The following is a 23,601-nucleotide window of genomic DNA, read 5'->3' as shown; positions in this document are numbered from 1 at the left end:
GACCCGCTTTTACGCCGTCCGCGAACGTCCGCCGGCCCCTCAAAGTTCCCCCGAGAAATACCCGCAAAGCGAACCCCGGAACGCGGGGCGCCAACCGGCAACCGGCAACGCGACTCGACCAGCGCGGTGCCATCCGCCACCCGCAATCGCAAGCCGACCCGCGCGGCCCCCTTGGTGCCATCGCAACCGGCACCGCGCGGTGCCATCCGGCGCCCGCCCTCGTAAAGCAACCACGTACGAAGCCTGGCGGCGCAATGCCGAAGGCGAGCCGTGTGAACCTCTGCCGCCTGGGTAGCGGTGCACCCCGCTCATGGCGATTGGGGCTTGACCTTGAGGGGCTGGGTGCCACCCTGTCTGGGCTCGGCCGGGGCGCTCTTCACCCCGGCCTTTGAGGCCGACTACGCGCCCAGCTAGAGGCTCAAGGTCAAGCCCCAATCGCAACCCCGCACTTCGTCACGACCTGAGCGAGCACCCTCGCAAGGTGACCACTCGCCCGGGAACGCGACCAACCCCGCTGGAACAGCAACGTCCCGCACGCAACCCGCACCGAGAAACACAACCCCCGCCAGACACGCCAAAGGGCCCCGAGGCAAAGCCTCAGGGCCCTTCAGACACGTCCTAAATCAGAACGTCAGGACGACACGGTGGAAGACCCACCAGCAGCGGCCAGCTTCTCCACAGCGGTCTTGGAGAACTTGTCAGCCGTGACGTCCAGCTTGACGCTGACGTCACCGTCACCCAGCACCTTGACGAGCGAGCCCTTGCGGACCAGCCCGGCCAGCACCAGCGCGGGAACGTCCACCGAGCCACCCTCCGGGAAGGAGGCAGCGATCGAGGAAACGTTCACGACCTGGTACTCGGTGCGGAACGGGTTCTTGAAGCCCTTGAGCTTCGGAAGCCGCATGTGCAGCGGCATCTGGCCACCTTCGAAGCGCGGCGAGACGTTCTTGCGAGCGCCCGTGCCCTTCGTACCGCGGCCGGCGGTCTTGCCCTTGGAGCCTTCACCACGACCAACGCGGGTCTTGGCGGTCTTGGCACCGGGGGCGGGACGCAGATCGTGGATCTTGATGGTCACGACTGGACCTCCTCAACAACCACCAGGTGGCGCACGGCGTTGATCAGGCCGAGAACCTGGGGGGTGTCCTCACGCACGACCGACTGGCGGATCTTGCGCAGCCCGAGGGTGCGCATCGACTCGCGGTGGTTGTGCTTGGTACCGATGGTGCTCTTCACCTGGGTGATCTTGAGCTGAGCCATGATCACACCCCCTGACCCGCGCGAGCGCGGATCATGCCGGCGGGAGCGACGTCCTCGAGGGGCAGGCCACGACGGGCCGCGACCTCTTCGGGACGCTGCAGGCCCTTGAGGGCCGCCACGGTCGCGTGCACGATGTTGATCGCGTTGTCGGAGCCCAGGGACTTCGACAGCACGTCGTGCACGCCGGCGCACTCGAGGACGGCGCGGACAGCGCCACCCGCGATGACACCGGTACCGGCCGAGGCCGGACGCAGCAGGACCACACCAGCGGCCTTCTCACCCTGGATCGGGTGGGGGATGGTGCCGGCGATGCGAGGCACGCGGAAGAAGTTCTTCTTCGCTTCCTCGACACCCTTGGCGATGGCCGCGGGAACTTCCTTGGCCTTGCCGTAGCCGACGCCGACCATGCCGTCGCCGTCACCCACCACGACGAGCGCGGTGAAGCTGAAACGACGACCACCCTTGACCACCTTGGAGACGCGGTTGATCGCAACCACGCGCTCGAGGTGGGGGGTCTTCTCCTGGGCCGCGCCGCCGCGGCCGCCGTCACGACGGTCGCGGCGCTCTCCGCGCTCGCCCCCGCCGCCTTCGCGACGCGTACGTCCTGGCATCAGGCGTCCCTCTCAATTCCGGTGATGATCATTGTCAGAACTCCAGCCCCGCCTCGCGAGCGGCGTCAGCCAGAGCCGCGATGCGGCCGTGGTACGCGTTGCCACCGCGGTCGAAAACGACCGCCGTGACGCCGGCGTCCTTGGCGCGGGCCGCGGCCAGCTGGCCGACCTTGGCCGCACGGGCCTTCTTGTCGCCGTCCAGGGCACGGACGTCGGCCTCCATGGAGGAAGCGGACGCGATCGTGTGGCCCTTGAGGTCGTCGATGATCTGCACGGTGATGTGCTTCGACGAACGGTGCACGGCCAGGCGCGGACGCTCGGCAGTTCCGTTGACCTTCTTGCGGAGGCGGAAGTGGCGACGGGCCTTCGCAACACGACGCCTGGTGGAGATGTCCTTGCCCACCGGCTTGCGCTTCGTAACAGTCGACTCGCTCATGTCACTTACCCGTCTTTCCGACCTTGCGACGGATCTTCTCGCCCGAGTAACGGACGCCCTTACCCTTGTACGGGTCGGGCTTGCGCAGCTTGCGGATGTTGGCGGCGACCTCACCGACCAGCTGCTTGTCGATACCCGAGACGGAGAACCGGGTCGGGGTCTCGACCGCGAAGGTGATGCCCGCGGGGGCCTCCACCTTGACGGGGTGCGAGTAACCGAGCGCGAACTCGAGCTCAGAGCCCTTGAGCGCGACGCGGTAACCGACGCCGTGGATTTCCATCTTCTTTTCGTAGCCCTGGGTCACGCCGACGACCATGTTGTGCACGAGCGTGCGCGACAGGCCGTGGAGCGCGCGGTTGCGGCGCTCGTCGTTCGGGCGCTTGACCTCGAGAGTGCCGTCTTCGGCCTTCTCGACGATGATCGGCTCAGCGAGCGTGAGCGTCAGGAGACCCTTGGGGCCCTTGATGCTGACGTCCTGGCCGGCGATGTTCACGTCGACCCCGGAGGGGACAATGATCGGCTGCTTACCGATGCGCGACATGTCTACTCCCCCTTACCAAACGTAGGCGAGGACTTCTCCGCCCACGCCTGCCTTGTTGGCCTGACGGTCGGTCATGAGACCGCCAGAGGTCGAAATGATCGCCACGCCGAGGCCACCGAGAACTCGGGGCAGGCCGGTGGACTTCGCGTACACGCGCAGACCGGGCTTGGACACGCGGCGGAGGCCGGCGATGCTGCGCTCACGGTTCGGGCCGTACTTCAGCTCGACGACCAAGTTCTTGGCCACCTCGCCGTCCTCGTCGCGGTACGAGGCGATGTAGCCCTCGCGCTTGAGGATCTCGGCGATGTTCGCCTTGATCTTGGAGTGCGGCATCACGACCTTGTCGTGGTAAGCCGAGTTCGCGTTCCGCAGACGAGTGAGCATGTCTGCGATGGGATCGGTCATCGTCATGGTGACCTGGTCAACCTTTCTCGCTGCGGTTCACCGGCTCAGGGTCCAGACCCGCCCTCCCGGTGAAGGGAGGGACAGGACGGTCGTGTGCGGGCCTACAGCGAAGTAATGGAGCTTTGAATTACCAGCTGGACTTGCTCACGCCAGGCAGCTCACCGCGGTGAGCCATCTCGCGCAGGCAGATCCGGCAAAGGCCGAACTTGCGGAACACCGCGTGAGGGCGGCCGCAACGCTGGCACCGGGTGTAACCCCGGACCTTGAACTTCGGCTTCTTCGCGGCCTTGTTGATCAACGCCTTCTTGGCCATCGACTCAGTTCTCCTTGAACGGGAAGCCCAGGTGCTTCAGCAGCGCCCGGCCCTCCTCGTCGTTCGTGGCGGTGGTGACGACGGTGATGTCCATGCCGCGAGGCCGGTCGATCGCGTCCGGGTCGATCTCGTGGAACATCGACTGCTCGTTCAGACCGAACGTGTAGTTGCCGTTGCCGTCGAACTGCTTGCCCGAGAGGCCGCGGAAGTCGCGGATACGGGGCAGCGCGATCGTCAGCAGACGGTCGAGGAACTCCCACATGCGGTCGCCGCGCAGCGTGACGCGCGCACCGATCGGCATGCCCTCACGCAGCTTGAACTGCGCGATGGACTTGCGGGCCCGACGAACCTCGGGACGCTGGCCGGTGATGATCGAGAGGTCCTTGACGGCACCCTCGATCAGCTTGCCGTCACGGGCGGCGTCGCCGACGCCCATGTTGACGACGACCTTCACAACGCGCGGGATCTGCATCACGTTGTCGAAGTTGAACTGCTTGTGCAGCTCGCCGGCGATCTCGGCGCGGTAACGCGTCTTGAGCCGCGGGATGATCTTCTCTGCGGTGGTCATGATCAGATGTCCTTCCCGTTACGACGGGAAATGCGGACCCGCTTGCCCTCGTCGTTCGTCCGGTAACCAACACGGGTCGGCTTGCCGTCCGCGTCGACCACCATCACGTTGGAGACGTTGATCGGAGCTTCCTGGGTCACGATGCCACCAGACTGCGCGCCCCGCTGGGTCTGCGTGATCTTGGTGTGCTTCTTGATCCGGTTGACGCCCTCGACCAGGACCTTGCCGTTCTCCGGGTAGGCCTGGATGACCTTGCCCTTCGCGCCCTTGTCCTTGCCGGCGATAACGACGACCGTGTCGCCCTTCTTCACCTTCATGGTCAGAGCACCTCCGGAGCCAGCGAGATGATCTTCATGAACTTCTTGTCGCGCAGCTCACGGCCGACCGGGCCGAAGATGCGGGTACCGCGGGGCTCGTTGTCGTTCTTGATGAGCACGGCGGCGTTCTCGTCGAAGCGGATGTACGAGCCATCCGGACGGCGACGCTCCTTGACGGTGCGGACGATGACGGCCTTGACGACGTCACCCTTCTTCACACCGGCACCGGGGATCGCGTCCTTGACGGTCGCGACGATGATGTCGCCGATGCCCGCGTAGCGGCGGCCGGATCCACCGAGAACACGGATGCAAAGGATTTCCTTCGCACCAGTGTTGTCGGCGACACGAAGCCGCGACTCCTGCTGAATCACTTACTTGCTCCTTGACCATTCCTGGCCCGCCGGATTTCCGACCCGACGGGCTCGGTCTGTCTAGATGAGACTTACTTGGCCTTCTCGAGGATCTCGACGAGCCGCCAGCGCTTGGTCGCCGACAGAGGCCGGGTCTCCATGAGCAGCACGCGGTCACCGATGCCCGCCGCGTTCTCCTCGTCGTGCACCTTCACCTTGGTGGTGGAGCGCATGATCTTGGAGTAACGCGGGTGCTTCTTGCGGTCCTCGAGCGCCACGACGATCGTCTTGTCCATCTTGTCGGACACGACGAGGCCCTCGCGGACCTTGCGGTCGTTGCGCTTCTCGGTCTGGACTTCGTTGCTTTCGGTCATGCCGCACCCTCACCAGTGGAATCCGGCGAAACGGAGAGCCCGAGCTCCCGCTCCCGCATCACGGTGTAGATCCGGGCGATGTCATGCCGGACCGTGCGCAGCCGCCGGTTGTTGTCGAGCTGGCCCGTGGCCATCTGGAAGCGAAGGTTGAACAGCTCTTCCTTCGATTCCTTCAGACGCAGCACGAGCTCTTCCTCGGTGAGCTCACGCAGCTCGGAAGCGGTGGTACCCGCTGCCATCAGAACTCACCACCCTCACGCGTAACGATGCGGCACTTCATCGGGAGCTTGTGGATCGCGCGGCGGAGAGCCTCGCGAGCGACCTGCTCGTTCGGGAAGGCCATCTCGAAGAGGACGCGACCCGGCTTGACGTTGGCCACCCACCACTCCGGCGAACCCTTACCGGAACCCATGCGGGTCTCGGCCGGCTTCTTCGTCAGCGGACGGTCCGGGAAGATGTTGATCCAGACCTTGCCGCCACGACGGATGTGTCGCGTGATGGCGATACGAGCGGACTCGATCTGCCTGTTGGTGACGTAGGCGGGCTCGAGAGCCTGGATGCCGTACTCACCGAAGGTGACCTTCGTGCCGCCCTTGGCAGCACCCGACCGCTTGGGGTGGTGCTGCTTGCGGTGCTTGACCCTACGAGGGATGAGCATGACTCAGCTCTCCGTCTTCTCTGCAGAAGCCGGGGCCTCGGCCGACGCGGTGGCGTCAGCGGCGGCGCGGCCGGCCTCGGTGCTCGTCGCGGTGGTGCCACTGGCACCGGAGCGGCGGGCACGGTTCGGACGCTCGCCACGGTCGCGGCGCGGGGCGCGGTCAGCACCCTGGGCCGGGGCCGCGTCGAGTGCGCGCTTGGCCGAGATGCCACCGACGATGTCGCCCTTGTAGATCCACACCTTCACGCCGATACGGCCGAACGTGGTGCGGGCCTCGAAGAAGCCGTAGTCGATGTTCGCGCGGAGGGTGTGCAGCGGCACGCGGCCGTCGCGGTAGTGCTCCGAGCGGGACATCTCGGCGCCGCCGAGGCGACCGCCGCACTGCACGCGGATGCCCTTGACCTGCGGCGAACGCATGGCCGACTGAATGGCCTTGCGCATCGCGCGCCGGAAGGCGACGCGGTTGGACAGCTGCTCGGCGACACCCTGTGCCACGAGCTGCGCGTCCGACTCGGGGCTCTTGACCTCGAGGATGTTCAGCTGGACCTGCTTCTTGGTGAGCTTCTCCAGCTCACCGCGGATGCGGTCCGCCTCGGCACCACGACGGCCGATGACGATGCCCGGCCGAGCGGTGTGGATGTCGACGCGCACCCGGTCACGGGTCCGTTCGATCTCCACCTTGGAGATGCCGGCACGCTCCATGCCCTTGCTGAGCAGGCGGCGGATCTTGACGTCCTCCGCCACGTACTCGGCGTACTGCTTGTCTGCGTACCAGCGGGACTTCCAGTCGGTGGTGATCCCCAGCCGGAAGCCGTGCGGGTTGATCTTCTGGCCCACTACCGCGTTCCCTTCACGCTGGTCTTCTTGGGACGAGACTCCACCTCGATGGTGATGTGGCTCGTCCGCTTGCGGATCCGGTACGCGCGGCCCTGGGCACGCGGGCGGAAACGCTTGAGGGTCGGACCCTCGTCCACGTAGGCCACCGACACCCAGAGGGTGGAGGGGTCCAGGGACAGGTTGTTCTCGGCGTTGGCCATGGCGCTGGCGAGCACCTTCGCGACCGGCTCAGAGGCGGCCTGGGGCGCGAACTGGAGCACGGCCAGGGCCTCGCTTGCGTTACGACCCTTGATGAGCTCGATGACGCGACGCACCTTCATGGGGGTGTCGCGAACGTAACGAGCCCGAGCCACGGCGCGCGGAAACTCCGCTGCCTCAGCGTCCTTACGGGCGTTCATCGCTGCTTTTCCCTTGCTCTTCTCAGTTCGGCGCCTAGCGGCGACGAGACTTCCGGTCGTCCTTGATGTGGCCCTTGAAGGTGCGGGTCGGGGCGAACTCGCCCAGCTTGTGCCCGACCATGGCCTCGGTCACGAACACCGGGACGTGCTTGCGACCGTCGTGCACCGCGATGGTGTGGCCGAGCATGTCCGGGATGATCGTGGACCGGCGGGACCACGTCTTGATGACGGTCTTCTTGCCCGCTTCGTTCTGAACGTCCACCTTCTTGAGCAGGTGGTCGTCGACGAAGGGACCCTTCTTAAGGCTGCGAGGCATCCTTCACTCCCTCCCTGCTCAGCGCTTCTTACCGGTGCGACGACGCCGGACGATGAGCTTGTCGCTTGGCTTACGGCGGCGGGTGCGACCCTCGGGCTTACCAGCCGGGTTCACCGGGTGGCGACCACCGGAGGTCTTACCCTCACCACCACCATGCGGGTGGTCAACGGGGTTCATGGCGACACCACGGACGGTGGGCTTCTTGCCCTTCCACCGCATGCGGCCTGCCTTGCCCCAGTTGATGTTCTGGTGCTCCTTGTTGCCGACCTCGCCGAGCGTGGCGCGGCAGCGCACGTCCACGTTGCGGATTTCGCCCGAGGGCATCCGCAGCTGGGCGTACGGTCCGTCCTTCGCCACGAGCTGAACCGAGGCGCCGGCGGAGCGGGCGATCTTCGCGCCGCCACCGGGGCGGAGCTCGATCGCGTGGATCACGGAACCGACCGGGATGTTGCGCAGCGGCAGGTTGTTACCCGGCTTGATGTCGGCCTTGGGGCCGTTCTCAACCGTGTCACCCTGCTTGAGCTTCTCCGGGGCGATGATGTAGCGCTTCTCGCCGTCCGCGTAGTGCAGGAGCGCGATGCGCGCGGTGCGGTTGGGGTCGTACTCGATGTGAGCGACCTTGGCCGGCACGCCGTCCTTGTCGTTGCGACGGAAGTCGATCAGGCGGTATGCCCGCTTGTGACCGCCGCCCTTGTGACGCGTGGTGATCTTGCCCGACGCGTTGCGCCCACCCAGCTTGTGCAGCGGGCGGATCAGCGACTTCTCCGGAGTCGACCGAGTGATCTCGGCGAAGTCGGAGACGCTCGCACCGCGACGACCAGGCGTCGTCGGCTTGTACTTGCGAATGCCCATCTCTACGCAGTCCTCGTCATCAGGCGGCAGGGCCGCCGAAGATCTCGATCGCCTTGCTGTCAGCCGACAACGTGACGATCGCGCGCTTCGTGTCCTTGCGCTTGCCGAAACCGCTCTTGGTCCGCTTGCGCTTGCCCTGGCGGTTGATGGTGTTGACGCTGACGACCTTGACGCCGAAGACCTTCTCCACGGCAATCTTGATCTGGGTCTTGTTCGAACCCGGCGCCACCAAGAAGGTGTACTTGTTCTCTTCGAGCAGCCCGTAGGACTTCTCCGAGATCACCGGCGCGAGCAAGATGTCCCTGTGGTCGGGGATCACTTGGAACCCTCCTCGTCCACGACGGTCGCCGTGGCCTCAGCCGAGCCAGAACCCTGCTGGGCCTTGCTGGCGAGGAACACGTCGAGCGAGTCCTTGGTGAACACCACGTCGTCGTTGACGAGCACGTCGTAGGTGTTGAGCTGGTCGGGCGCGATCACGTGCACGTGCTGAAGGTTCCGCACGCTGACCCACGCGACCTCGTCGGTGCGGTTGAGCACCACGAGAACGCGACGAGCCTGGGTGACCGACTCCAGGACCTTGCGCGCGGTCTTGGTCGACGGGGTGTCCCCGTCCACCAGGCCGGACACGACGTGGACCTGGTTGGCGCGAGCCCGGTCGGAGAGGGCGCCACGCAGAGCGGCGGCCTTCATCTTCTTGGGCGTCCGCTGCGAGTAGTCGCGCGGCTGCGGGCCGTGGACGACGCCACCGCCGGCGAACTGCGGCGCACGCGTCGAACCCTGGCGGGCACGACCGGTGCCCTTCTGGCGGTACGGCTTCTTGCCGCCACCACGAACCTCGCCGCGGGTCTTCGTCGAGTGCGTGCCCTGGCGAGCCGCGGCCTGCTGGGCCACGACGACCTGGTGCAGCAGAGCGACGTTCGCCTGCGCGTCGAAAACGGAGGCAGGCAGCTCGACCGAACCGGCCGACTTGCCATCCGGGGTGCGGATCTCAACCGTCGACATCAGGCACCGCCCTTCGCAGCAGTCTTGACGAACACCAGACCGCCCTTGGGACCGGGAACCGCGCCCTTGATGAGCAGCAGGCCGTTCTCAACGTCGATCTTGTGCACCTTCAGGTTCTGGGTCGTCACACGCTCGTGGCCCATGCGGCCAGCCATGCGCAGACCCTTGAAGACGCGACCAGGCGTGGCACAGCCACCGATGGAACCCGGCGAGCGGTGCTTGCGCTGGGTGCCGTGGCTGGAGCCGAGGCCCTTGAAGTTGTGGCGCTTCATGACACCCGCGGTGCCCTTGCCCTTGCTGGTGCCGGTGATGTCGACAACAGCGCCGGCCTCGAACACCTCAGCGGTGATCTCCTGGCCGACCGTGTACTCGCTGGCGTCCGCCGTGCGCAGCTCCACCAGGTGGCGACGGGGCGTGACCCCGGCCTTGGCGAAGTGCCCAGCAACGGGCTTGTTGACCTTGCGCGGGTCAATCGCGCCGGCCGCCAGCTGGACGGCGGTGTAGCCGTCCTTCTCTTCGGTGCGTACCTGGGTCACGACATTGGGCTCAGCCTTGACGACCGTCACCGGGACAACCCGGTTGTTCTCGTCGAAGACCTGAGTCATGCCGAGCTTGGTGCCCAGGATGCCCTTCATCTGCCTGTCAGACATTGGTCCGTTACTCTCCGCGCCCAACGCTTACTGGATGTTGACGTCGACGCTGGCCGGCAGGTCGATGCGCATGAGCGCGTCAACCGTCTTCGGCGTCGGGTCGAGGATGTCGATCAGCCGCTTGTGCGTGCGCATCTCGAAGTGCTCGCGCGAGTCCTTGTACTTGTGCGGCGAGCGGATGACGCAGTACACGTTCTTCTCAGTGGGCAGCGGCACGGGCCCGACAACCCGAGCGCCGGTGCGCGTCACGGTCTCAACGATCTTGCGCGCAGACGCGTCGATCGCCTCGTGGTCGTAGGCCTTGAGCCGGATGCGGATCTTTTGTCCCGCCATAATGGCTTGCCGTTCCTCTGCTTCTCGTAACCGCTGCGGTGCGGTGCCTCGGATGAGGCCTTTTACAGCCTCTTGGCGCGCTCCGCCCCTGTTGAAGTGTCATGGTGCCCGGTCCACGCGGTCGGGCGTGTCGCGCCCGGTGCGCATACCGGTCCCACTCAAGGTCTCCCCGGTGGGATTGGGCCTACCACAGCCCATGCACCCTGATGCCCATCTCCGCAAGGAGGCGTTCACTAACAGGGCGCGGACGCTCAATCGAAAACGCGGGCACGCATGACGCGGGTCCGGCCTTCATCGAGCAACCCGTAAAGGATGCCACACGGAAGCGAGGCGATCCAAATCGGGGTGGGTGACTTGGACCCAGATCACGTGCGGATCTTGGCCGGTGAGCCGCTGTCCTCCGTCGCATGTGGAGCGACGGGCGCGCCGGTTCCATTGTCCGGCAACAGAATCCCGGCGACGGCTCTTCACCCGCGCGTCGGCGACAGTTCCACGTGAGCTGTCGCACAATTTCCTCTGAACGACGAAAGCCGGGCCAACGAAGATCGTTGGCCCGGCTTCACGCCGAACTGGGTGCTGCTAGGTCACTTGAGGATCTTGGTGACCGAGCCGGCGCCGACGGTGCGGCCACCCTCGCGGATCGCGAAGCGGAGGCCCTCGTCCATGGCGATCGGCTGGATGAGCTTGACGTCCATACCGGTGGTGTCACCCGGCATGACCATCTCGGTGCCCTCGGGCAGCGTCACAACGCCGGTCACGTCCGTCGTCCGGAAGTAGAACTGGGGACGGTAGTTGTTGAAGAACGGCGTGTGGCGGCCACCCTCGTCCTTCGACAGGATGTAGACCTGCGCGGTGAACTCGGTGTGCGGGGTCGTGGTGCCCGGCTTGACGATGACCATGCCGCGCTCCACCTCCTCGCGCTTGATGCCACGGAGCAGCAGCGCGGCGTTGTCGCCGGCGCGGCCCTCGTCGAGGAACTTCTTGAACATCTCGATCGAGGTGACGGTCGTCTTCTTCGACGTCTCCTTGATACCGACGATCTCGATTTCCGAGTTCACGTTGATGATGCCGCGCTCGATACGACCGGTCACCACGGTGCCGCGGCCGGTGATCGTGAAGACGTCCTCGACGGGCATGAGGAACGGCTTCTCGGTGTCGCGCTCCGGCTCCGGGATCGCCGTGTCAACGGCGGCCATGAGCTCGAGAACGGACTTGCCCCAGGTCTCGTCGCCCTCCAGCGCCTTCAGCGCCGAAACGCGCACGACCGGGAGGTCGTCGCCCGGGAACTCGTACTCGGAGAGCAGCTCGCGGACCTCGAGCTCGACGAGCTCCAGGATCTCCTCGTCGTCCACCATGTCGGCCTTGTTCAGGGCGACAACGATGTAGGGAACGCCGACCTGGCGGGCCAGGAGGACGTGCTCCTTCGTCTGCGGCATCGGACCGTCGGTCGCCGCGACCACCAGGATGGCGCCGTCCATCTGCGCCGCACCGGTGATCATGTTCTTGATGTAGTCGGCGTGACCGGGGCAGTCAACGTGCGCGTAGTGACGGTTCTCCGTCTGGTACTCGATGTGCGCGATCGAGATCGTGATGCCGCGCTGCTTCTCTTCCGGCGCCTTGTCGATCTGGTCGAACGCGAAAGAGGCGTTCACATCGGGGTACGCGTCGTGCAGAACCTTGGAGATCGCCGCGGTCAGCGTGGTCTTGCCATGGTCGATGTGACCGATGGTGCCGATGTTGACGTGCGGCTTCGTCCGCTCGAACTTCGCCTTGGCCACTGGATTGTCCTCCTGGACTTCTTTTTGCTGGTCCGGCGGGCATCTGTGGCCACCCGCCGGACTTACACGTCAGGGTCTGAAAGTAGCGGACCCCAGGGAGAGACCCCCGGAGAGCCCGCGGTGGAACTGCGGTGCTCCGGTGGGGAATTACTCCCCGGTCGCCTTCGCGATGATCTCCTTCGAGACGTTCGCGGGAACCTCTGCGTAGGAGTCGAACACCATCGAGTAGTTGGCACGACCCTGGGTCTTGGACCGCAGGTCACCCACGTACCCGAACATTTCCGACAGCGGAACCAGTGCCTTGACGACACGGATGCCGCTGCGCTCCTCCATGGCCTGGATCTGGCCACGGCGGGAGTTCAGGTCGCCGATCACGTCGCCCATGTACTCCTCGGGCGTCGTGACCTCGACGGCCATCAGAGGCTCGAGGATCGCGGGAGACGCCTGACGGGCGGCTTCCTTGAGGGCCATCGAACCAGCGATCTTGAACGCCATTTCCGAGGAGTCGACCTCGTGGTAGGCGCCGTCGAGCAGCGTCACCTTCACGCCGACCAGCGGGTAACCCGCCAGCACGCCGTACTGCAGCGCGTCCTGCGCACCCGCGTCGACCGACGGGATGTACTCGCGAGGGATGCGACCACCGGTGACGGCGTTGACGAACTCGTAGAGCGCGCCGTCTTCCTTCTTCTCCAGCGGCTCGACGGTGACGAGCACCTTCGCGAACTGGCCGGAGCCACCGGTCTGCTTCTTGTGGGTGTAGGAGTACTTCTCCACCGCCTTGCGGATGGTCTCCCGGTACGCCACCTGAGGCTTGCCGATGTTGGCCTCGACCTTGAACTCGCGGCGCATGCGGTCCACCAGGATGTCCAGGTGGAGCTCGCCCATGCCGGCGATGATGGTCTGGCCGGTCTCCTGGTCGAGGTTGACCCGGAACGTCGGGTCCTCCTCGGCCAGCTTCTGGATCGCGGTGCCGAGCTTCTCCTGGTCCGCCTTCGTCTTGGGCTCGATGGCCACCTGGATGACGGGCTCGGGGAAGGTCATCGACTCGAGCACGATGGGGTGCTGCGGGTCGCACAAGGTCTCACCGGTCGTGGTGTCCTTTAGACCGATCACGGCGTAGATGTGGCCCGCGATGGCCTCGGTGACCGGGTTCTCCTTGTTGGCGTGCATCTGGAAGATCTTCCCGATGCGCTCCTTGCGGTCCTTGGTCGCGTTGACGACCTGGGTGCCCGCGGCGACCTTGCCCGAGTAGACCCGGATGTAGGTCAGCTTGCCGAAGAACGGGTGCACGGCGATCTTGAACGCCAGCGCGGAGAACGGCTCGTCCGTGGACGGGCTGCGCTTCACGATGGTCTCGCCGTCCTGCAGCGTGCCCTCGACCGGCGGGAGGTCGAGCGGCGACGGCAGGTAGTCGATGACCGCGTCGAGCATGGGCTGAACGCCCTTGTTCTTGAACGCGGAGCCGCACAGGATCGGGTACGCGGTACCCGCGGCGACGATCTTGCGGAGGCCGGCCTTGATCTCCTCGACCGACAGATCGCCGTTCTCGAAGAACTTCTCGGTCAGGTCGTCGTCGGTCTCGGCGACGGCCTCGAGCAGCTGCTCGCGGAACTCCTGCGCCTTCTCGAGCAGATCCGCGGGGATCTCCTCGATGGCGTAGTCCTCGCCCTTCTGGACTTCGCCGCGCCACGTGAGGGCACGCATCTCGATCAGGTCGACGACGCCGATGAAGTCGCTCTCGGCACCGATCGGGATCTGGAGCGGCAGCGGCTTGGCGGCCAGCCGGTCCTGGATCGTCTTGATCGTGAAGTAGAAGTCCGCGCCGAGCTTGTCCATCTTGTTGACGAAGCAGATGCGCGGGACGTCGTACTTGGTCGCCTGCCGCCAGACCTGCTCGGACTGCGGCTCGACGCCCTCCTTGCCGTCGAAGACGGCGACGGCGCCGTCGAGGACGCGCAGGTTGCGCTCGACCTCGACGGTGAAGTCGACGTGGCCGGGCGTGTCGATCAGGTTGATCTGGTGGTTCTTCCAGTAGCAGGTCGTCGCGGCCGACGTGATCGTGATGCCGCGCTCCTGCTCCTGCTCCATCCAGTCCATCACGGCCGCGCCGTCGTGAACCTCGCCGATCTTGTAGCTGATCCCCGTGTAGAAGAGGATCCGCTCAGTCGTCGTGGTCTTGCCCGCGTCGATGTGCGCCATGATCCCGATGTTGCGGACCATGGAGAGATCAGTGAGCACGTCCTGTGCCACGGGTCTTTCCCCTGTCTTGAGCTTGTGAGCTCACTAGGGCTGGGAGCGCCCGGCTCCTGGTGAAGCCGGGCGGCACATCACCAGCGGTAGTGGGCGAAGGCCTTGTTGGACTCGGCCATCTTGTGCGTGTCCTCACGGCGCTTGACGCTCGCACCGAGGCCGTTGCTCGCATCGAGCAGCTCGTTCATCAGACGCTCGACCATGGTCTTCTCACGGCGCTGCCGGGAGAAGGTGATCAGCCAGCGCAGCGCCAGCGTGGTGGAGCGGCCGGGCTTGACCTCGATCGGCACCTGGTAGGTCGCACCACCGACGCGGCGGCTCTTGACCTCCAGCGACGGCTTCACGTTGTCCAGCGCGCGCTTCAGCGTGACGACCGGGTCGGTGCCGGTCTTCTCGCGAGCGCCCTCGAGGGCTTCGTAAACGATCTTCTCGGCCACCGAGCGCTTACCGTCGACCAGCACCTTGTTGATGAGCTGGGTCACGAGGGGCGAGCTGTAGACCGGGTCAGAGATAAGCGGCCGCTTCGGGGCCGGTCCCTTGCGGGGCATTAGCTCTTCTCCTTCTTCGCGCCGTAGCGGCTGCGAGCCTGCTTGCGGTTCTTGACACCCTGCGTGTCGAGAGAGCCACGGATGATCTTGTAACGAACACCCGGCAGGTCCTTCACACGACCACCGCGGACGAGCACCATCGAGTGCTCCTGGAGGTTGTGACCCTCACCGGGGATGTAGGCCGTGACCTCGATGCCGCTGGTCAGCTTCACGCGAGCGACCTTGCGCAGTGCGGAGTTCGGCTTCTTGGGGGTGGTGGTGTAAACGCGGGTGCACACACCGCGCCGCTGCGGCGAGCCCTTGAGGGCCGCCGTCTTCTGCTTGGCCACCTTGTCCTGGCGGCCCTTGCGGACCAGCTGCTGGATCGTTGGCATTCGCCGGCTACTTCTTCCGTCTTTGTGGGTTTCCCTTGCGGTTCACCCACGTTGTTTCTTGATCCCTCTCTGCACCCGAGGTCGGGCGTGTCGCCCGCTCCTCAGGTCCGCAAGCAACAGTTCAACTGCCACTGCGAGTGGAGGACACCGCTGCCTCACGGGCACGCGGAGCGGCCCGACATGGGTCGGGCACGAGTAGCAAAGATACCCGCCCACGTCTACCTGGGTCAAAACGGGGGTACCGCACCCGCGCCTGCAGTAGACATTGCCCTCGGCACTCAGGCTACTCGTGTGACGGAGAACTCGCCTTGAAGCTCAACCTGCTGGTCTACGGCCTCATCGCGCTGGTACTGGTCGTGCCCGGCTACTTCATCGTCAGCGACGTGTTCTCGGAGCCTGAGGTGGGCGACTGCGCCGAGCCGATCGGCACGTCGGACGGCGGCTTCGACATGGACGAGACCAGCTGCGCGTCCCCCGAGGCGGCATATCGGCTCGTGAAGCTCGAGATGAAGAAGTCGTGCCCGCAGGGCGACTACCTCGTCCAGACGGCCAGCAGGGCCGGCAAGCCGGCCGGCCTGAAGCACTACTGCTTCGTGCTCAACGCGAGGGAAGGCGACTGTCTCAAGCGGGGCAGCGCGTTCCACGAGCGCGTCGCGTGCGGCACGAGCGGCTCCCAGCGGGTGTCGAAGATCACCGCTTCCGCCGACCGATCGCTGTGCGGTGACCACGAGGCCCGCACCTACCCCGAGCCCGCCATGACCGTCTGCCTGGAGAAGCCGTGAAGGTCGTCCTCCTCACCGTGACCCTGATCCTCGCCCTGGCCGGATGCTCCGGCTGGCAGGAGCAGGCCGGCGTCGGCGAGTGCGCGAAGCAGGTCGATCTCAACGACACGAACGTCGAAATGGCCGAAGTGGACTGTTCGTCGCAGGAGGCCGTGTACCGCGTGTCTTCCCGTGAGCGACGCACGATGTGCCCGACCGGTGACTATCTGACGGAGTCGTCAGGACGGTCGAGGACGAACGGCAAGACGCGGCTCTGCTACGTCCTCAACGTGCAGGAGGGCGACTGCCTCAAGCCGGTCAACCAGTACTTCGAACGCGTGGCGTGCGGCACCGAGACGCGGAAGGTCACGAAGGTCGTCGACGGCAAGTCCGACCGTGCGCTGTGCAACGGGGACGACGCGAAGACGTACTCGCAGCCGGTGAGGACGATCTGCATCTCCAACTGAGCGACGTCGTGGTGACCGCGGCGGCGCACCTCGTCGGACTCGTGCGTCCGCGGGCCTGATTCACTTGTGCGCGTGGACGACCTGATCGCGGCAATGGCCTCGCTGACCGGCTCTTCGGCCACCCCCGAGGTGCTCGGCGGTGATCGCGGCGACGTCGTGGTGGTGCGCGTCGGTGACGTGGTGGCCAAGGCGCATCCCGCGGACACCGACGTGGACGCGTTGCGGCAGCGGGTGGAGATCGCGGCGGCGTATCCCGAGTTGTTGTTGCCGCCGTTGAAGCCGTTGCAGTTCGTGGACGACCGGCCGATCACGGTGTGGCCGTACGGGACGCCGGTGAGTCAGGCCGATGCCGATGCGGCGCCGTGGGAGGAGAGCGCGGCACTGCTGGCGAAGCTGCACGCATTGCCCGTGCAAGGGCCCGTGGCCGGTACACCCGAACGGATTGTTCGGGCTATTCGGGCGTTGCCACCGGAGTTGCCGCACGCCGATGTCGTGTTGCGCGCGTTCGAAGTCTTGCCGCCGTTGGACACGAACGGCCGTGCGTTGATCCACGGCGATTGGCATCTCGGACAGCTCGTGCACCGGGGTGCCTGGCGACTCATCGACGTGGACGATCTGGGGGTCGGCGATCCGGTGTGGGACCTGGCCCGACCTGCGGCTTTGTTCGCCGCGGGGGTGCTGCCCGGTGACCTGTGGGCGCGGTTCCTCAACGCCTACCGTGAAACGGGTGGTGTGGCTCTGCCGACAATGGAATGGGAAGCACTCAACATCCCGGCTCAGGCGTACGTTGTGCAGATGGCAGCGCGGGCACTCGTGTCCGGGTTGCAGGCAGTGGAACCGCTGGTTGAAGCCTGTCGTCGGATCGCCACGACGCACGAGAGCAGTGACCGCGGCTAATATCGTATTTGTCCGGTCCCACCGCAGGAGGCTCACCACGATGCAGTGTCCCAAGTGTCATGCGAACATGCGCACGTTCGACCGCATGGGCGTTCACATCGAGCAGTGCGACGGCTGCCGCGGGGTCTTCCTCGACTACGGCGAGCTCGAGTCGATCACGCGCCTCGAGGCCCAGATGCAGGCCCCGCCGCCCGTGGCCGCGCCGCCGCCCGCCGCGTACCCGCAGCCGGCACAGCCCGCCTGGGGCGCCCAGCCGCAGCAGATCCACCACCACCACGGCGGTCACGCGGCCCCGTACGGCTACGGCCACCGCAAGCACCGCGGCCTTGGCGGCCTCTTCTTCTCCTCCTGATCGTGCGACGGCCCCGGATCACTGCTCCGGGGCCGTTGACGACTACCGAAAAAGTAGTGGATAATCGGTAGTCAACGGGAGGAGTAGCCATGTCTGTCGCGACCGAGGCCGCCCACATCCGCGACCTCTTCGACACGATCGAGGAACTCGAAGCCGTCGCGTCATCCCTGTCAGCAGACGACGAACGCCGCCACCGCCTCGACGGCGTAGTGGCCAAAACCCTCCGCCAGGCCCCACCGGTACGTCCCGTGGTGGCAGGCGAACTCCTCGACCTCACCGAGAAGACGGTGAAGGCCTGGGCCAGAGAAGGCGTACTGGCCATCCACAGCCAAGAACCACGCATGCTGCTCGACACCGTGCGCCTGCACGAAGTCCTGCACCTCGTGTCCGACCTACGCCGCGCAGGCAAGACCCGCGGCCTGATCGACGAAGTCCACCGCCGCCTCAGCGACCAGTCACTGCTGGACCGCCAAGACCTCGCCAACTCCCTGGACGAGATGCGCAGCGGCAGAGGACGCGTGGTCCGCCCGGTTTGATCGAGGTAGTAGAAACCCCCACCGCACACGCCCAGGCCAACGGCCTGCGCGGCAGAGCCCGCGTGGCCTACGAACGTTTCCTGGACGAACTGGCGCACTCAGGCTGCGCCGCCCTGGGCTACCGCGTAACGGGCCCAGAACCACTCCCCCGCCTGTGCGTGAAGCACCTACGGGGCCCAGACCGAGTAGTAGTCGCCTTCCCCTCCCCAGAAGTCGTGTGGGTGCTCCTGGTGGGCCCACACGACGACGACCCGGGCCTGGACCTCTACGAGGCCCTGTACGAGATGGCCGGCGTAAGACCACGCCTCTCGGAGAAGCGCACCAAACCCCGCTGCTGCACCGACGAGTCAGGCATCCCACCCCTCGTCGACGAGCACCTCGTCGACGACCTGGTAATCCGAGCCAGAGCCCTGGCCAGAGCCCGCCGCCGCTGACAACACCCGCCCTGCCTACCTCCACAAGACCCCACCGACAATTTTTCTTGTCAAGACAGCCGGAGTTGTCCTACGCTCTGTTCACCAGACGAACGGAGACCACGATGTCCTTCCAGGCCTACCTCGACGGCGCGGAGAAGAAGACCGGCAAGACCCCGGCCGACCTGCTGACGGAGGCGGCGGGACGCGGGTACGACGGAACCACCAAGGCAGGCGTGTTCCTGGAGTGGCTGAAGACCGACTACGACCTGGGCAGAGGCCACGGCATGGCGCTCTACCACGTGCTGAAGAACGGCACGCAGATCAGCGAGAAGCACGTGGGCACCACGGGCAGCCACCGAGACGAGTCGACAACACTCCGCCTGGACGGCATCGCCAACCGCTAAAACGGCAGGCCAAGGCAGGGGTCCCCTTGGATTCAGCGTCCCCCGCGACCCAACGTACAGAGCAGGTCCGACACTCCCGCGAGAGCGAAACGAAGCGAAGGTGGGGGCGGGAGCGAGCGAGCCGTGCTTGGTGCGAAGCGGAAGCGAAGGTGGGGACGGGATCGGGAGCGGGAGCGAGCGAGCCGTACTTGGTGCGAAGCCGAAGGCGAGCCGTCCTTACCAAGCGGGCTGGGCGGTGGGTCCCGTCACGAGTCGCGCCATAGCTCCTGCTGCACCTGGGGATGGGTGTCAACTCGACACGCTTTTCGTCGAGTTGACACCCATCCCCAGGTGTGGCCCGCTCTTGGTGCGGCTCGTGACGGGACCCACCGCCAACGCAACTCTCTAAGCAACAGGCAGCCGCCCAAAGCAACAGGCGTGCCATCTACCCGCGTATGGCGCGGACCCCCCGATCAGATTGCCGGGGGTCTGGGGGCAGAGCCCCCAGGGGAAGCACCCAACGCAACCAGGCCGCCCGCACGGTGACCCACCCGCAAGGCCGCGGAACACAAGCCAGCAAACACAAAACGGCCCCCAGAGCAAAAGCTCCAGGGGCCGTTCAGCACTAACTCTTAGCGGTAATCCCGACCGAAGTCGTAGTCATCCAGCGGCACCGCGGCACCAGTCCCAGTACCGAAGACGTCAGGCGTGTAGTACCCGTCGTCGTAAGAAGGAATCGCGTAAGCCGCAGCCCGCGCCTCCTCAGTCGGCTGAACCTGGATGTTGCGGTAGCGGTTGATCCCAGTACCAGCCGGGATCAACTTACCGATGATCACGTTCTCCTTGAGACCGATGAGCTTGTCCGAACGCCCGTTGATAGCAGCGTCGGTCAAAACGCGAGTGGTCTCCTGGAACGACGCCGCGGACAACCAGGAATCGGTAGCCAGCGAAGCCTTAGTGATACCCATCAGCACCGGACGACCGGCAGCCGGCTCGCCACCCTCGGCGACGACAGCGCGGTTACCCGACTCGAAGTCCGCCCGCTCCACAAGAGAACCAGGCAGGAACTCGGTCGCACCGGAGTCGATGATCGTGACCCGGCGGAGCATCTGCCGGACGATGACCTCGATGTGCTTGTCGTGGATCGCCACACCCTGGGCGCGGTACACCTTCTGCACTTCGCCCACGAGGTGCAGCTGCGCCTCGCGCGGGCCCATGACACGCAGGACCTCGTGCGGGTCAGGAGTACCTTCCAGCAGCTGCTGGCCGACGGACACGTGGTCGCCGTCCTGCAGCGGGCCGGTGGCCGTGTTGGCGAGACGCTGACGCTTGGACAGCTTCTCGAACACGATCTCCTCGGAGCCGTCGTCCGGGATCAGCGTGATCTTCCAGAAGCGGTCGCCGTCCTCGATGCGGACGCGACCGTCCACGTCGGCGATCGGCGCCTTGCCCTTCGGGACGCGGGCCTCGAAGAGCTCCTGGACACGGGGCAGACCGGTCGTGATGTCGTCACCGGCCACACCGCCCTGGTGGAACGTACGCATCGTCAGCTGCGTGCCGGGCTCACCGATCGACTGGGCGGCGACGATGCCGACGGCCTCGCCGACGTCGACCAGCTGGCCGGTCGCCATCGAGCGGCCGTAGCAGGACGCGCACACACCGACCGGGGACTCGCAGGTCAGCACCGAGCGCACCTTCACGCGGACGATGCCGGCCTCGACCAGCGACACGAGTGCCGGGTCGCCGAGGTCGTCGCCGCGGTTCAGGACCAGGTTGCCCTGGGCGTCGGTGATGTCGTCCGCCACCGTGCGGGCGTAGACCGAGGTCTGCGCGAACTCGTGCATGCCGACCTTGTCGCCGAGCTGCTCGCCGACGGTCATCTGCACACCGCGGGTGGTACCGCAGTCGACCTCGCGGATGATGACGTCCTGCGAGACGTCCACCAGACGACGGGTCAGGTAACCCGAGTCGGCGGTACGCAGCGCGGTGTCGGCCAGACCCTTGCGGGCACCGTGCGTCGCGATGAAGTACTCGAGCACCGACAAGCCCTCGCGGAACGAGTTCTTGATCGGGCGCGGGATGTACTCACCCTTCGGGTTGGTGACGAGACCACGCATACCCGCGAGCGAACGGACCTGCGTCATGTTGCCGGCGGCGCCGGACTGCACGATGACGCGGATCGAGTTGTCCTCGGGGAAGTTGTCTTCCATGATCTCGTGGACCTGCTCGGTGGCCTTGGTCCACACCTTGACCAGCTCGGAGTTGCGCTCGTCGTGCGAGAGCTGACCGCGCTGGTAGCGCTTCTCGACGGCGTCCGCGAGGCGCTCGTGCTCCTCGAGGATGTCCTGCTTCGCAGCCGGCACGAGGACGTCCGAGATCGCGACCGTCACACCGGAGCGGGTGGCCCAGTGGAAACCGGCGTCCTTCAGCTTGTCCAGCGTCCGGGCGACGGTGACCATCGGGTACCGCTCGGCGAGGTCGTTGATGATCACGGCCTGCCGCTTCTTGGGCATGACCTCGTTGATGAAGGCGTAGTCCTGCGGCAGGATCTCGTTGAACAACACGCGACCCAGCGTGGTCTCCGCGAGCCACGGCTGACCGGGCTCCCAGCCTTCGGGCTCCTGGCCCTTGGGCGGGTTCTTGTCGGAGACGCGGATCTTCACCATCGACTGCAGGCCCAGGACCTTGCGGTCGAACGCCATCAGGGCCTCGGCGGGCGACGAGTACGAGTGACCCTCGCCCAGGTCGCCGACCTTGTGCCGGGTCAGGTGGTACAGACCCGTCACCATGTCCAGACGCGGCATGGCCAGCGGCTTGCCGGACGCCGGGGACAGGATGTTGTTCGACGACAGCATCAGGACGCGGGCTTCAGCCTGCGCCTCGGCGGACAGCGGCAGGTGGACTGCCATCTGGTCACCGTCGAAGTCGGCGTTGAACGCTTCACAGACCAGCGGGTGCAGCTGGATGGCCTTGCCCTCGACCAGCTGGGGCTCGAAGGCCTGGATGCCGAGGCGGTGCAGCGTGGGTGCGCGGTTGAGCAGCACCGGGTGCTCGGTGATGACCTCTTCCAGCACGTCCCACACGGCCGGGCGCGCACGCTCGACCATCCGCTTGGCGGACTTGATGTTCTGCGCGTGGTTGAGGTCCACGAGCCGCTTCATCACAAACGGCTTGAAGAGCTCGAGCGCCATCTGCTTGGGCAGACCGCACTGGTGCAGCTTGAGCTGCGGGCCGACCACGATGACCGAACGGCCGGAGTAGTCGACGCGCTTGCCGAGCAGGTTCTGGCGGAACCGGCCCTGCTTGCCCTTGAGCAGGTCGGACAGCGACTTCAGCGGGCGGTTACCGGGACCGGTGACCGGGCGGCCGCGGCGGCCGTTGTCGAACAGCGCGTCGACGGCCTCCTGCAGCATCCGCTTCTCGTTGTTGACGATGATCTCGGGCGCGCCGAGGTCGATCAGTCGCTTCAACCGGTTGTTGCGGTTGATGACGCGGCGGTACAGGTCGTTCAGGTCGGACGTCGCGAAACGGCCACCGTCGAGCTGCACCATCGGGCGCAGGTCCGGCGGGATGACCGGGACGCAGTCCAGGACCATGCCCTGCGGGTTGTTGCGGGTCGCCTGGAAGGCGGCAACAACCTTGAGGCGCTTGAGCGCACGCAGCTTCTTCTGGCCCTTGCCGCTGCGAATGGTCTCGCGCAGGATCTCGGACTCGGCGTCGACGTCGTAGTCACCCAGGAGCTTCTGGATGGCCTCCGCGCCCATGGCACCGGTGAAGTAGTCGCCGTAGCGGTCGTACAGCTCGCGGTAGAGCAGCTCGTCCGCGATCAGCTGAGCGCGCTCGAGCTTGGTGAACGTGGACCAGATCTCGTCGAGGCGGTCCAGCTCGCGCTGGGCGCGGTCGCGGAGCTGGCGCATCTCACGTTCGCCACCCTCCTTGACCTTGCGGCGCACGTCGGACTTGGCACCCTCGGCCTCGAGCTCGGCCAGGTCGGCCTCGAGCTTCTGGGCGCGGGCCTCCACGTCGGCGTCGCGACGGTTCTCGACGCGCTTGCGCTCGACCTGCATCTCGCTCTCGAGCGTCGGCAGGTCGTTGTGGCGCAGCTCCGCGTTCACGCCCACGATGACGTAGGCGGCGAAGTAGATGATCTTCTCGAGGTCCTTGGGGGCCAGGTCGAGCAGGTAGCCCAACCGGCTGGGGACGCCCTTGAAGTACCAGATGTGCGTGACGGGAGCGGCGAGCTCGATGTGGCCCATGCGCTCACGACGCACCTTCGCACGGGTCACCTCGACGCCGCAGCGCTCACAGATGATGCCCTTGAAGCGAACGCGCTTGTACTTGCCGCAGTAGCACTCCCAGTCCCGGGTGGGACCGAAGATCTTCTCGCAGAACAAGCCGTCCTTCTCAGGCTTGAGCGTGCGGTAGTTGATGGTCTCGGGCTTCTTGACCTCGCCAAAAGACCACTGGCGGATGTCGTCCGCGGTCGCGAGACCGATGCGGAGCTCATCGAAGAAGTTGACGTCGAGCACGTCTACTCTCTTCCCCTTTTTAGATCGGTGGCAAAGGAGCTGGTCGGAGGGCCGGTGAGAGGGACGCGGGAGGCATCCCTCTCACCAGCCGG

The 23,601-nt window shown here is 66.0% G+C and carries 33 protein-coding genes; 7 read left to right on the top strand and 26 right to left on the bottom strand.

Features of this window, described 5'->3' with window-relative positions; translation table 11 throughout:
* Nucleotides 1–631: 631 nt before the first annotated feature.
* The 25 genes from rplO to rpsL all read right to left on the bottom strand — a co-directional run bounded on the left by rplO (nt 632) and on the right by rpsL (nt 15,168).
* Nucleotides 632–1,075, bottom strand: coding sequence for a 50S ribosomal protein L15 (rplO, locus tag ACH413_RS30835; RefSeq protein WP_360049058.1), 444 nt, complete (start codon nt 1,073–1,075; stop codon nt 632–634).
* Complete coding sequence (rpmD, locus tag ACH413_RS30830; protein WP_030478313.1) at nt 1,072–1,257, bottom strand: 50S ribosomal protein L30; 186 nt, start codon at nt 1,255–1,257, stop codon at nt 1,072–1,074. The genes rplO and rpmD overlap by 4 nt, the downstream gene beginning before the upstream one ends.
* Nucleotides 1,258–1,259: 2 nt before the next feature.
* Nucleotides 1,260–1,868 carry a 30S ribosomal protein S5 gene (gene rpsE / locus ACH413_RS30825; RefSeq protein ID WP_053733140.1) on the bottom strand — a complete coding sequence of 203 codons (609 nt, stop codon included), beginning with the start codon at nt 1,866–1,868 and terminating at the stop codon, nt 1,260–1,262.
* Nucleotides 1,869–1,902: 34 nt separating this feature from the next.
* Nucleotides 1,903–2,304, bottom strand: coding sequence for a 50S ribosomal protein L18 (rplR, locus tag ACH413_RS30820; RefSeq protein ID WP_090015388.1), 402 nt, complete (start codon nt 2,302–2,304; stop codon nt 1,903–1,905).
* Between the two features lies 1 nt (nt 2,305).
* The gene (gene rplF / locus ACH413_RS30815) at nt 2,306–2,845 is read right to left on the bottom strand and encodes a 50S ribosomal protein L6 (RefSeq protein WP_045309814.1); all 540 of its coding nucleotides are present in this window, start codon (nt 2,843–2,845) and stop codon (nt 2,306–2,308) included.
* A 12-nt stretch (nt 2,846–2,857) separates the two neighbouring features.
* Nucleotides 2,858–3,256 (bottom strand): 30S ribosomal protein S8, encoded by a 399-nt coding sequence (gene rpsH, locus ACH413_RS30810; protein ID WP_030478309.1) that lies wholly within the window; start codon nt 3,254–3,256, stop codon nt 2,858–2,860.
* Nucleotides 3,257–3,377: 121 nt separating this feature from the next.
* Nucleotides 3,378–3,563 (bottom strand): type Z 30S ribosomal protein S14, encoded by a 186-nt coding sequence (locus tag ACH413_RS30805; protein WP_030473455.1) that lies wholly within the window; start codon nt 3,561–3,563, stop codon nt 3,378–3,380.
* 4 nt (nt 3,564–3,567) lie between these two features.
* Nucleotides 3,568–4,131, bottom strand: coding sequence for a 50S ribosomal protein L5 (gene rplE, locus ACH413_RS30800; RefSeq protein ID WP_360049056.1), 564 nt, complete (start codon nt 4,129–4,131; stop codon nt 3,568–3,570).
* A 2-nt stretch (nt 4,132–4,133) separates the two neighbouring features.
* Nucleotides 4,134–4,448 (bottom strand): 50S ribosomal protein L24, encoded by a 315-nt coding sequence (gene rplX, locus ACH413_RS30795; RefSeq protein ID WP_360049054.1) that lies wholly within the window; start codon nt 4,446–4,448, stop codon nt 4,134–4,136.
* Between the two features lie 2 nt (nt 4,449–4,450).
* Nucleotides 4,451–4,819, bottom strand: coding sequence for a 50S ribosomal protein L14 (gene rplN, locus ACH413_RS30790; protein WP_030478306.1), 369 nt, complete (start codon nt 4,817–4,819; stop codon nt 4,451–4,453).
* 71 nt (nt 4,820–4,890) lie between these two features.
* Nucleotides 4,891–5,172, bottom strand: coding sequence for a 30S ribosomal protein S17 (rpsQ, locus tag ACH413_RS30785; RefSeq protein WP_065915974.1), 282 nt, complete (start codon nt 5,170–5,172; stop codon nt 4,891–4,893).
* On the bottom strand, nt 5,169–5,411 hold the full coding sequence (gene rpmC / locus ACH413_RS30780; RefSeq protein WP_089915286.1) for a 50S ribosomal protein L29: 243 nt from the start codon (nt 5,409–5,411) through the stop codon (nt 5,169–5,171). Before rpmC ends, rpsQ begins: the two co-directional genes overlap by 4 nt.
* Entirely contained in the window at nt 5,411–5,830 is a 420-nt protein-coding gene (rplP, locus tag ACH413_RS30775) for a 50S ribosomal protein L16 (protein WP_030473461.1), read from the bottom strand. Before rplP ends, rpmC begins: the two co-directional genes overlap by 1 nt.
* Before the next feature lie 3 nt (nt 5,831–5,833).
* A complete protein-coding gene (gene rpsC, locus ACH413_RS30770; protein WP_189160161.1) occupies nt 5,834–6,667 on the bottom strand; it encodes a 30S ribosomal protein S3 in 834 nt (277 codons plus the stop codon).
* Nucleotides 6,667–7,065 carry a 50S ribosomal protein L22 gene (gene rplV / locus ACH413_RS30765; RefSeq protein ID WP_360049052.1) on the bottom strand — a complete coding sequence of 133 codons (399 nt, stop codon included), beginning with the start codon at nt 7,063–7,065 and terminating at the stop codon, nt 6,667–6,669. Before rplV ends, rpsC begins: the two co-directional genes overlap by 1 nt.
* A gap of 34 nt (nt 7,066–7,099) precedes the next feature.
* Entirely contained in the window at nt 7,100–7,381 is a 282-nt protein-coding gene (gene rpsS / locus ACH413_RS30760; RefSeq protein WP_030478300.1) for a 30S ribosomal protein S19, read from the bottom strand.
* A gap of 18 nt (nt 7,382–7,399) precedes the next feature.
* Nucleotides 7,400–8,233 (bottom strand): 50S ribosomal protein L2, encoded by an 834-nt coding sequence (rplB, locus tag ACH413_RS30755; protein WP_089949047.1) that lies wholly within the window; start codon nt 8,231–8,233, stop codon nt 7,400–7,402.
* A gap of 19 nt (nt 8,234–8,252) precedes the next feature.
* Complete coding sequence (gene rplW / locus ACH413_RS30750; RefSeq protein ID WP_045309807.1) at nt 8,253–8,552, bottom strand: 50S ribosomal protein L23; 300 nt, start codon at nt 8,550–8,552, stop codon at nt 8,253–8,255.
* Nucleotides 8,549–9,235: a 50S ribosomal protein L4 gene (gene rplD / locus ACH413_RS30745; RefSeq protein ID WP_360049049.1), complete on the bottom strand. Its 687-nt coding sequence runs from the start codon at nt 9,233–9,235 to the stop codon at nt 8,549–8,551. The genes rplW and rplD overlap by 4 nt, the downstream gene beginning before the upstream one ends.
* On the bottom strand, nt 9,235–9,885 hold the full coding sequence (gene rplC / locus ACH413_RS30740; RefSeq protein ID WP_093591178.1) for a 50S ribosomal protein L3: 651 nt from the start codon (nt 9,883–9,885) through the stop codon (nt 9,235–9,237). The genes rplD and rplC overlap by 1 nt, the downstream gene beginning before the upstream one ends.
* A 27-nt stretch (nt 9,886–9,912) precedes the next feature.
* Nucleotides 9,913–10,218: a 30S ribosomal protein S10 gene (gene rpsJ / locus ACH413_RS30735; protein WP_003938093.1), complete on the bottom strand. Its 306-nt coding sequence runs from the start codon at nt 10,216–10,218 to the stop codon at nt 9,913–9,915.
* Between the two features lie 584 nt (nt 10,219–10,802).
* Complete coding sequence (gene tuf, locus ACH413_RS30730) at nt 10,803–11,996, bottom strand: elongation factor Tu (RefSeq protein ID WP_093591175.1); 1,194 nt, start codon at nt 11,994–11,996, stop codon at nt 10,803–10,805.
* A gap of 147 nt (nt 11,997–12,143) precedes the next feature.
* A complete protein-coding gene (fusA, locus tag ACH413_RS30725) occupies nt 12,144–14,246 on the bottom strand; it encodes an elongation factor G (protein WP_360049047.1) in 2,103 nt (700 codons plus the stop codon).
* Nucleotides 14,247–14,323: 77 nt separating this feature from the next.
* On the bottom strand, nt 14,324–14,794 hold the full coding sequence (gene rpsG / locus ACH413_RS30720) for a 30S ribosomal protein S7 (protein WP_030478293.1): 471 nt from the start codon (nt 14,792–14,794) through the stop codon (nt 14,324–14,326).
* A complete protein-coding gene (rpsL, locus tag ACH413_RS30715) occupies nt 14,794–15,168 on the bottom strand; it encodes a 30S ribosomal protein S12 (RefSeq protein ID WP_030473471.1) in 375 nt (124 codons plus the stop codon). Before rpsL ends, rpsG begins: the two co-directional genes overlap by 1 nt.
* Nucleotides 15,169–15,476: 308 nt before the next feature.
* On the opposite strand from rpsL, the gene ACH413_RS30710 reads away from it, so the two are divergent.
* The 7 genes from ACH413_RS30710 to ACH413_RS30680 all read left to right on the top strand — a co-directional run bounded on the left by ACH413_RS30710 (nt 15,477) and on the right by ACH413_RS30680 (nt 19,001).
* On the top strand, nt 15,477–15,950 hold the full coding sequence (locus tag ACH413_RS30710; protein WP_360049046.1) for a hypothetical protein: 474 nt from the start codon (nt 15,477–15,479) through the stop codon (nt 15,948–15,950).
* Nucleotides 15,947–16,396 carry a hypothetical protein gene (locus tag ACH413_RS30705; RefSeq protein WP_360049045.1) on the top strand — a complete coding sequence of 150 codons (450 nt, stop codon included), beginning with the start codon at nt 15,947–15,949 and terminating at the stop codon, nt 16,394–16,396. The genes ACH413_RS30710 and ACH413_RS30705 overlap by 4 nt, the downstream gene beginning before the upstream one ends.
* A 72-nt stretch (nt 16,397–16,468) precedes the next feature.
* Nucleotides 16,469–17,293 carry a phosphotransferase gene (locus tag ACH413_RS30700; protein ID WP_360049043.1) on the top strand — a complete coding sequence of 275 codons (825 nt, stop codon included), beginning with the start codon at nt 16,469–16,471 and terminating at the stop codon, nt 17,291–17,293.
* A gap of 67 nt (nt 17,294–17,360) precedes the next feature.
* Nucleotides 17,361–17,645: a zf-TFIIB domain-containing protein gene (locus ACH413_RS30695; protein WP_396425382.1), complete on the top strand. Its 285-nt coding sequence runs from the start codon at nt 17,361–17,363 to the stop codon at nt 17,643–17,645.
* Nucleotides 17,646–17,734: 89 nt separating this feature from the next.
* A complete protein-coding gene (locus ACH413_RS30690; protein ID WP_360049040.1) occupies nt 17,735–18,181 on the top strand; it encodes a hypothetical protein in 447 nt (148 codons plus the stop codon).
* A gap of 230 nt (nt 18,182–18,411) precedes the next feature.
* A complete protein-coding gene (locus tag ACH413_RS30685; RefSeq protein ID WP_360049038.1) occupies nt 18,412–18,615 on the top strand; it encodes a hypothetical protein in 204 nt (67 codons plus the stop codon).
* A 104-nt stretch (nt 18,616–18,719) separates the two neighbouring features.
* Nucleotides 18,720–19,001 carry a DUF4287 domain-containing protein gene (locus ACH413_RS30680; protein WP_360049037.1) on the top strand — a complete coding sequence of 94 codons (282 nt, stop codon included), beginning with the start codon at nt 18,720–18,722 and terminating at the stop codon, nt 18,999–19,001.
* Between the two features lie 611 nt (nt 19,002–19,612).
* Here ACH413_RS30680 and ACH413_RS30675 read toward each other — a convergent pair.
* Entirely contained in the window at nt 19,613–23,509 is a 3,897-nt protein-coding gene (locus tag ACH413_RS30675; protein ID WP_360049199.1) for a DNA-directed RNA polymerase subunit beta', read from the bottom strand.
* Nucleotides 23,510–23,601 lie beyond the last annotated feature (92 nt).

The sequence above is a fragment of the Lentzea sp. NPDC020367 genome (assembly GCF_044387305.1).
GTDB lineage: Bacteria > Actinomycetota > Actinomycetes > Mycobacteriales > Pseudonocardiaceae > Lentzea.
Note: the sequence above shows the minus strand (reverse complement) of the source record. Positions and strands in the feature narration are given on the sequence as shown.

What these genes read in the sequence shown, in the direction of transcription:
- rpsL (WP_030473471.1), bottom strand. Translation starts at nt 15,168, where the DNA reads ATGCCAACGATCCAGCAGCTGGTCCGCAAGGGCCGCCAGGACAAGGTG.
- rpsQ (WP_065915974.1), bottom strand. Translation starts at nt 5,172, where the DNA reads ATGACCGAAAGCAACGAAGTCCAGACCGAGAAGCGCAACGACCGCAAG.
- rplB (WP_089949047.1), bottom strand. Translation starts at nt 8,233, where the DNA reads ATGGGCATTCGCAAGTACAAGCCGACGACGCCTGGTCGTCGCGGTGCG.
- ACH413_RS30690 (WP_360049040.1), top strand. Translation starts at nt 17,735, where the DNA reads ATGTCTGTCGCGACCGAGGCCGCCCACATCCGCGACCTCTTCGACACG.
- rpmD (WP_030478313.1), bottom strand. Translation starts at nt 1,257, where the DNA reads ATGGCTCAGCTCAAGATCACCCAGGTGAAGAGCACCATCGGTACCAAG.
- rplR (WP_090015388.1), bottom strand. Translation starts at nt 2,304, where the DNA reads ATGAGCGAGTCGACTGTTACGAAGCGCAAGCCGGTGGGCAAGGACATC.
- ACH413_RS30695 (WP_396425382.1), top strand. Translation starts at nt 17,361, where the DNA reads ATGCGCACGTTCGACCGCATGGGCGTTCACATCGAGCAGTGCGACGGC.
- rplF (WP_045309814.1), bottom strand. Translation starts at nt 2,845, where the DNA reads ATGTCGCGCATCGGTAAGCAGCCGATCATTGTCCCCTCCGGGGTCGAC.
- rpsJ (WP_003938093.1), bottom strand. Translation starts at nt 10,218, where the DNA reads ATGGCGGGACAAAAGATCCGCATCCGGCTCAAGGCCTACGACCACGAG.
- rplD (WP_360049049.1), bottom strand. Translation starts at nt 9,235, where the DNA reads ATGTCGACGGTTGAGATCCGCACCCCGGATGGCAAGTCGGCCGGTTCG.
- rpmC (WP_089915286.1), bottom strand. Translation starts at nt 5,411, where the DNA reads ATGGCAGCGGGTACCACCGCTTCCGAGCTGCGTGAGCTCACCGAGGAA.
- rplE (WP_360049056.1), bottom strand. Translation starts at nt 4,131, where the DNA reads ATGACCACCGCAGAGAAGATCATCCCGCGGCTCAAGACGCGTTACCGC.
- rpsE (WP_053733140.1), bottom strand. Translation starts at nt 1,868, where the DNA reads ATGCCAGGACGTACGCGTCGCGAAGGCGGCGGGGGCGAGCGCGGAGAG.
- rpsG (WP_030478293.1), bottom strand. Translation starts at nt 14,794, where the DNA reads ATGCCCCGCAAGGGACCGGCCCCGAAGCGGCCGCTTATCTCTGACCCG.
- rplX (WP_360049054.1), bottom strand. Translation starts at nt 4,448, where the DNA reads ATGAAGGTGAAGAAGGGCGACACGGTCGTCGTTATCGCCGGCAAGGAC.
- rplP (WP_030473461.1), bottom strand. Translation starts at nt 5,830, where the DNA reads ATGCTCATCCCTCGTAGGGTCAAGCACCGCAAGCAGCACCACCCCAAG.
- rpsH (WP_030478309.1), bottom strand. Translation starts at nt 3,256, where the DNA reads ATGACGATGACCGATCCCATCGCAGACATGCTCACTCGTCTGCGGAAC.
- rpsS (WP_030478300.1), bottom strand. Translation starts at nt 7,381, where the DNA reads ATGCCTCGCAGCCTTAAGAAGGGTCCCTTCGTCGACGACCACCTGCTC.
- rplC (WP_093591178.1), bottom strand. Translation starts at nt 9,885, where the DNA reads ATGTCTGACAGGCAGATGAAGGGCATCCTGGGCACCAAGCTCGGCATG.
- ACH413_RS30805 (WP_030473455.1), bottom strand. Translation starts at nt 3,563, where the DNA reads ATGGCCAAGAAGGCGTTGATCAACAAGGCCGCGAAGAAGCCGAAGTTC.
- rplV (WP_360049052.1), bottom strand. Translation starts at nt 7,065, where the DNA reads ATGAACGCCCGTAAGGACGCTGAGGCAGCGGAGTTTCCGCGCGCCGTG.
- ACH413_RS30680 (WP_360049037.1), top strand. Translation starts at nt 18,720, where the DNA reads ATGTCCTTCCAGGCCTACCTCGACGGCGCGGAGAAGAAGACCGGCAAG.